Source organism: Methanofastidiosum sp. (assembly GCA_013178285.1).
GTDB lineage: Archaea > Methanobacteriota_B > Thermococci > Methanofastidiosales > Methanofastidiosaceae > Methanofastidiosum.
Map to the genome: position 1 here is coordinate 1 of JABLXD010000072.1, position 4,871 is coordinate 4,871.

Here is a 4,871-nt window from a genome sequence, read left to right on the forward strand (position 1 = left end):
TTAAAAATAACTGGCTATTTTAACATGAATAGCCAAATAAAAGGTTTTTGAAACAACTATTGACAACTTTTGAAACAACTATTGACAACATAACTAAATATGTTATATAATCACAATAAGGAGGACAAAATGGCAAAGTTAGTAACAGAAAAAGAAAGAGAAAACTTAAGAAAACAGCTTGTTGAAGCTATGAAAGAATTAAGAGCTAAAGGAATCAAATATGAACAAATGGCACTTGAAATTGGACTTTCCCTAGACAGCGTTCGTAGATTCTTGTACGACAGTAAACGTACACCTGCAGAAATCACCATTCGAAAAATTCAGAACTGGCTTAAAAAACGCAATGGAGAAAAGTTGAATGTTCTATAAAGAAATAGAACTCTCAAAAGATGTAATAGTCGATGAAAAATATTTGAGAGAACACCTGGGACTCAGTCAGAGTTTCATAAACAAGTACTCAAGACAGATGGGGGTTTTTAAGAGAAAACCAAGGATGTTCTTCCTTCAAAATGTTCTTGAGTTCCTACATAGTAGGGCAAAAGAGTCTCAAAGAAAGGTTTTAAGAGAACAACTTATTCAGTCGGCTAAGAAGTATGAAATCAACAAAATGTTAGAAGAAATACAGAGAAAGCACACAAAAACAAAAAAATAAATAAACATAGGAGGGGACTATGTTTACAGAGAGCGTAGTAGCATATGAGTTTGAAGCTTCTGAGGAAGTTGAAACCACTGAGGACTTATGGTTACAAATGCAAGAGTTTGTCGCTCACGATCAGGAAGTCCAGAGAATAATAAGAATTAAAAAACCTTACATAACAGGACTTACTCACGAAGACTTAAACGGTGAGGCTCTTGTCCTGGCAATAGAAGTCTATAGACAGTGCCACAGTATATTTAATTGCACCGAATGTAACGCAACAAATTGCAATATATTCAAAATCAACTACACAACTAAACTCAAAAATAAGCTATACAACCTCCAGAATATTCCTAAAAGAAACACAATGATAAGCTATGTGGAATGCACACATGATGAATGTGAATATCCTACACACTGTCGTAAAGATTGGAACAAGGAGTTAAATGATAACTCTCCAGTTGATATTCTCATAAGAGACGAAGAAGCTGAACAGGAAAACGAAATCTTAAGAATAAATACAGAAAAAATCCGCACCGTGCTACTCAAAATGAAAGATAAAGAGAGAAGAGTATGTGAGATGTACATAAGTGGAATGGATGTAAGGGAAATTGCAGAAAAATTCGGATACAAAAAAGTTCAAGGAATATACATGCTCCTTAAAAGAAGCCTTTACAAAGTAAAAAGGCTCAGTTAAAAACAATGCAAATAAGTTTACTTGAAAAGACAGACTCTGCGGGGCTTTCCCCCCACTTTAAGGCAAAAAGAAAATGCCCCATTTGTGGGGGGAAAGTTAAGTATGTCAATCAGTCAAAAACCATGTATTGTTCCAGTTGCAACTTTGTCGGAACGGAGATAGAAGCAATAAAAAAGATTGAAAAAGATATTACTGCTGAACCAATACTTTTTTTCTGCAATCCAAAGGCAAAAAGTTGTTGTCAGAAAGTTAGACACTATGGATATAGGTCTTACTTTATGGTTAGAGACCTAGTTGGCATTGAAAAAGACTCGTGTAAGATTTTTCTAACATATGACAGTCAGACAACGGACCATCAATTTATTCATATTGCTAATCAACTGTTCCCTCAGTTTAAGGATATCATGGGATTATTTGTTCAAACCGAAACGCTTCTTTCAATTGAGAATAAGGAAAATTTAGACATTTTTCTAAAGCAAGCTCTTTTTAGTAAGTATGAAAGCATACTTCTTGCGATGGGTAATTTTATAAAAAAGCTTGACAAAGCACAGCAAGATAAAATTGTGAATCCCTTTCTTTCGCTATCTATATACATTAAAAACCCTGAAGTCCATCCTTTTGCCTTCGATAGGTTACTTGAAGGTTCATTAGATAGCATCAGAAACTTCTTGTTTCAGTTGTAAACAATCAGGGGAGATAAATAGTGAAGTACTTGGCAATATATTCAAAATATTTAAAATTAGAAAAAAGGGGCAAAAAATACTTTGCCCTGTGTCCCTTTCACGCTGAAAGTGAACCTTCTTTTACGATAAATCCTGAAACAGGAACATTTTACTGCTTTGGTTGTGGTGCAAAGGGAAATGTAAAACAATTTTTAGAAAACATTAAACAACAGGGTATAGAAGTTAAAGATGACGACATTCAATTCCAAAACGAAAAAAATGAAAAAAGAGAACATAAGAAACTATCCATAAAAGATTACGATGAACTTTACGAAAATAAAACCTACTACAAGTATTTTGACTTCTACGGAAACTTAGTCTACACCAAAATAAGATATGATACTCCCAAAAAAGATGGAATAAAGTCCAAAACATTTGTAATTGAACCTTCTGGGAAGTCTCATCGTCTCTACAACGAGTACCTACTTGAAAACATTAAAAATGACAAAAATGTAAAGATATGGCTTACGGAAGGAGAAAAGTGTGCAGATGCAGTTGATGATGCTTTACAAGAAACAGAATACCAAGCAGTAGTTTTAGGGTTTAACAACTTTAAGAATGAATTTGAAGTACTTGTTGACGAGGCTAAGGAAGTATTCAGAAATAGAAAAATCGTAATCTTTCAGGACAACGATGAAGCTGGAAAGAAAAAGGTAGAGGAAGCAGTAGAAGTCTTAAAGAAATACGCATATGAGATAGATGTTGTAAAGTTTACTGGAAAACCTGAACACTATGACATAGGGGACTTTCTTGAAGAAGGGCATCAGATATCTGATGCTCTCATGCTTGCAGAAACTGTATATGTAAGCCCTGTATCGTGTATTGAAGTAGGGTTTAACAATGCCAGAATTGAACCTGAAGAGGAGTGGATACTTGAACCGTTTGTGCCTACAAAAACCATTGTTTTGCTTGATGGGCTTGGTGGGCTTGGAAAGTCAACTTTTGCAATGCAGTTGTGTTTCAGTATTTGTACTGGCAAAAACTTTCTCCTTCCTGAAATACAGCCTAAGGAACCTTCGCTGATTTTATATATTACAGCTGAAGAAACGCCCTACAGGTTCCAACAGAGGGGGTTAAAAATACAGGAAATCTATGGGGCAACGAATAACTTCCTGTGGGTTTCAACGCTTTCTAAAAGTTACAACCTGAATACTTCCAGAATCATGAGAAGGGAAAATTCACAGATTACACCAACAGAAGCTGCAGATTTTCTGCTATCTGCAATAGATAAGTTTTTACCGAAATTAATTATTTTAGATTCCTTCATCAACTTTTACGGACTTGATGAAAACAAAACGGAAGAGGCGGCGGTGTTTTATGATTTTATCAAACAGATAATCAAGAAATATAACTGTTCCTTCCTGTTTCTGCACCATCAAACAAAAGAGGCAATGAGGGGGCAAAACAATATATTTAGGGGTTCTAGTGTGTTCCGAGAACAAGCGAGGACAAGGATAGTAATGGCGAAGAAGGGAGGTAAAAAAATACTAGAGATTGAGAAGTCAAACTATCACTCTCCCTTGCTTGAGATGTTTCCTATGCAAATTGAGTTTGTAGATGGGTGTTGGTGTGTAAGACAGATGAGGGTGCAGATTGAAAAAAATGAAGATGAGAAAAATGAAAAAGGGCATGAAGAGGATAATAGAGGGAATGAAAGCGAAAAGAAAAAAATAAAAAAAAAGGGGTAAAAGGTAAAGAAGGGGAAAAAGACGAATTTGAAATCATCGTTTAAGAAAATCGGGAAAGATTTGCAGCTAGTAAATAAGCACATAAACACGGTATCACAGTGTAGACTTCCTGTTTTTGCTCCGACATATAAACCTGCCAAGAACACGAAGAAAACGAGAGAAGAAATAATTCAAACACCGTGGGGACAGTTAAGTATTCAAGGAGAATTAACGCAACTACATCGGGACATTCTTGACTGGATATTTGCCAAGGCAAAACAGCATGAAAAACATGAGAGCGTGTTTTTGTTTACGACAAGACAGTTGGCAAAGGGATTAGGAATATATTGTAAAAATGGAAACTATCATAAGTTTATTACTAACAAACTAGAAGAAATGCGAAAAGCAAAAGTCACCATAAAAACTGATAAATTTACAGTACATTTTGGATTAATTAGAAAACATGGCTACTCAGAATATATAAAAAATGCAGAAGCAGAAAAAGGAAAAAAACTTTTTAAGGACAAGGTTTATTACGTCGTGTTTGAGCCAGAATACATGATGCTCTTAAAGACAGATGTAGCCATATTTTATTTACCTCTTGTTGATGAAATAATAAACATTGATGATCCTGTTGTAAAAGCATTTGTACGATTCGTTATTAGTCATCAAAATTTAAAGATGCATCTAAACTCCATAATTGACGTGCTTGGTTTAGATGATATTTCCAATCGCAATAAGGCAAGAAAAAAGAAAGAAATACTAGAACGAAAAGAGTACTTACAGGAAAAATTTGGAATTAAAATTGATGATAAGCAAATGGTGTCCTATACGCAGAAAAAACCTGACGTGTTTTTTGTAGTCCCAAAGCTTCCTGAAGGAGAAATTATTATAGGCTTGTGATTTTCTGAATTAAGATGCTTCCCTCCTCTACCCCCACTTTTATCTGAGTGGAGGTTTATTTTTTTATCAAAATAATCCAAATCCACTTAAGTTTCAATTGTTTTCTGTGAGAAGCTTTATAAAAAACGACTAATGTTAATGAAATAAACTTTATGAATTTTCTCCAAAAAGTTGACAGGTGACCTTAACATGTCCGAAAGGTGACCAGGTGACCTTAACATGTCCGAAAAAAATTAAGTTTTTTT

Annotated in this window: 6 protein-coding genes; all 6 read left to right on the forward strand. The window is 34.7% G+C overall.

What is annotated here, in order from left to right:
- Nucleotides 1-129 precede the first annotated feature (129 nt).
- From HPY60_11495 to HPY60_11520, 6 genes are read left to right on the forward strand one after another with little or no spacing between them, the layout of a single operon-like run.
- Nucleotides 130-369 (forward strand): hypothetical protein, encoded by a 240-nt coding sequence (locus tag HPY60_11495; GenBank protein NPV51801.1) that lies wholly within the window; start codon nt 130-132, stop codon nt 367-369.
- The gene (locus HPY60_11500) at nt 359-652 is read left to right on the forward strand and encodes a hypothetical protein (protein ID NPV51802.1); all 294 of its coding nucleotides are present in this window, start codon (nt 359-361) and stop codon (nt 650-652) included. Before HPY60_11495 ends, HPY60_11500 begins: the two co-directional genes overlap by 11 nt.
- 19 nt (nt 653-671) lie before the next feature.
- Nucleotides 672-1,334 (forward strand): sigma-70 family RNA polymerase sigma factor, encoded by a 663-nt coding sequence (locus HPY60_11505; GenBank protein ID NPV51803.1) that lies wholly within the window; start codon nt 672-674, stop codon nt 1,332-1,334.
- Between the two features lie 5 nt (nt 1,335-1,339).
- Nucleotides 1,340-2,017: a hypothetical protein gene (locus HPY60_11510; protein NPV51804.1), complete on the forward strand. Its 678-nt coding sequence runs from the start codon at nt 1,340-1,342 to the stop codon at nt 2,015-2,017.
- Between the two features lie 20 nt (nt 2,018-2,037).
- Nucleotides 2,038-3,744 carry an AAA family ATPase gene (locus tag HPY60_11515; protein ID NPV51805.1) on the forward strand — a complete coding sequence of 569 codons (1,707 nt, stop codon included), beginning with the start codon at nt 2,038-2,040 and terminating at the stop codon, nt 3,742-3,744.
- A gap of 27 nt (nt 3,745-3,771) precedes the next feature.
- Nucleotides 3,772-4,626, forward strand: a complete 855-nt coding sequence (locus HPY60_11520) for a hypothetical protein (protein NPV51806.1) — start codon at nt 3,772-3,774, stop codon at nt 4,624-4,626.
- The last annotated feature ends 245 nt before the right edge of the window (nt 4,627-4,871 follow it).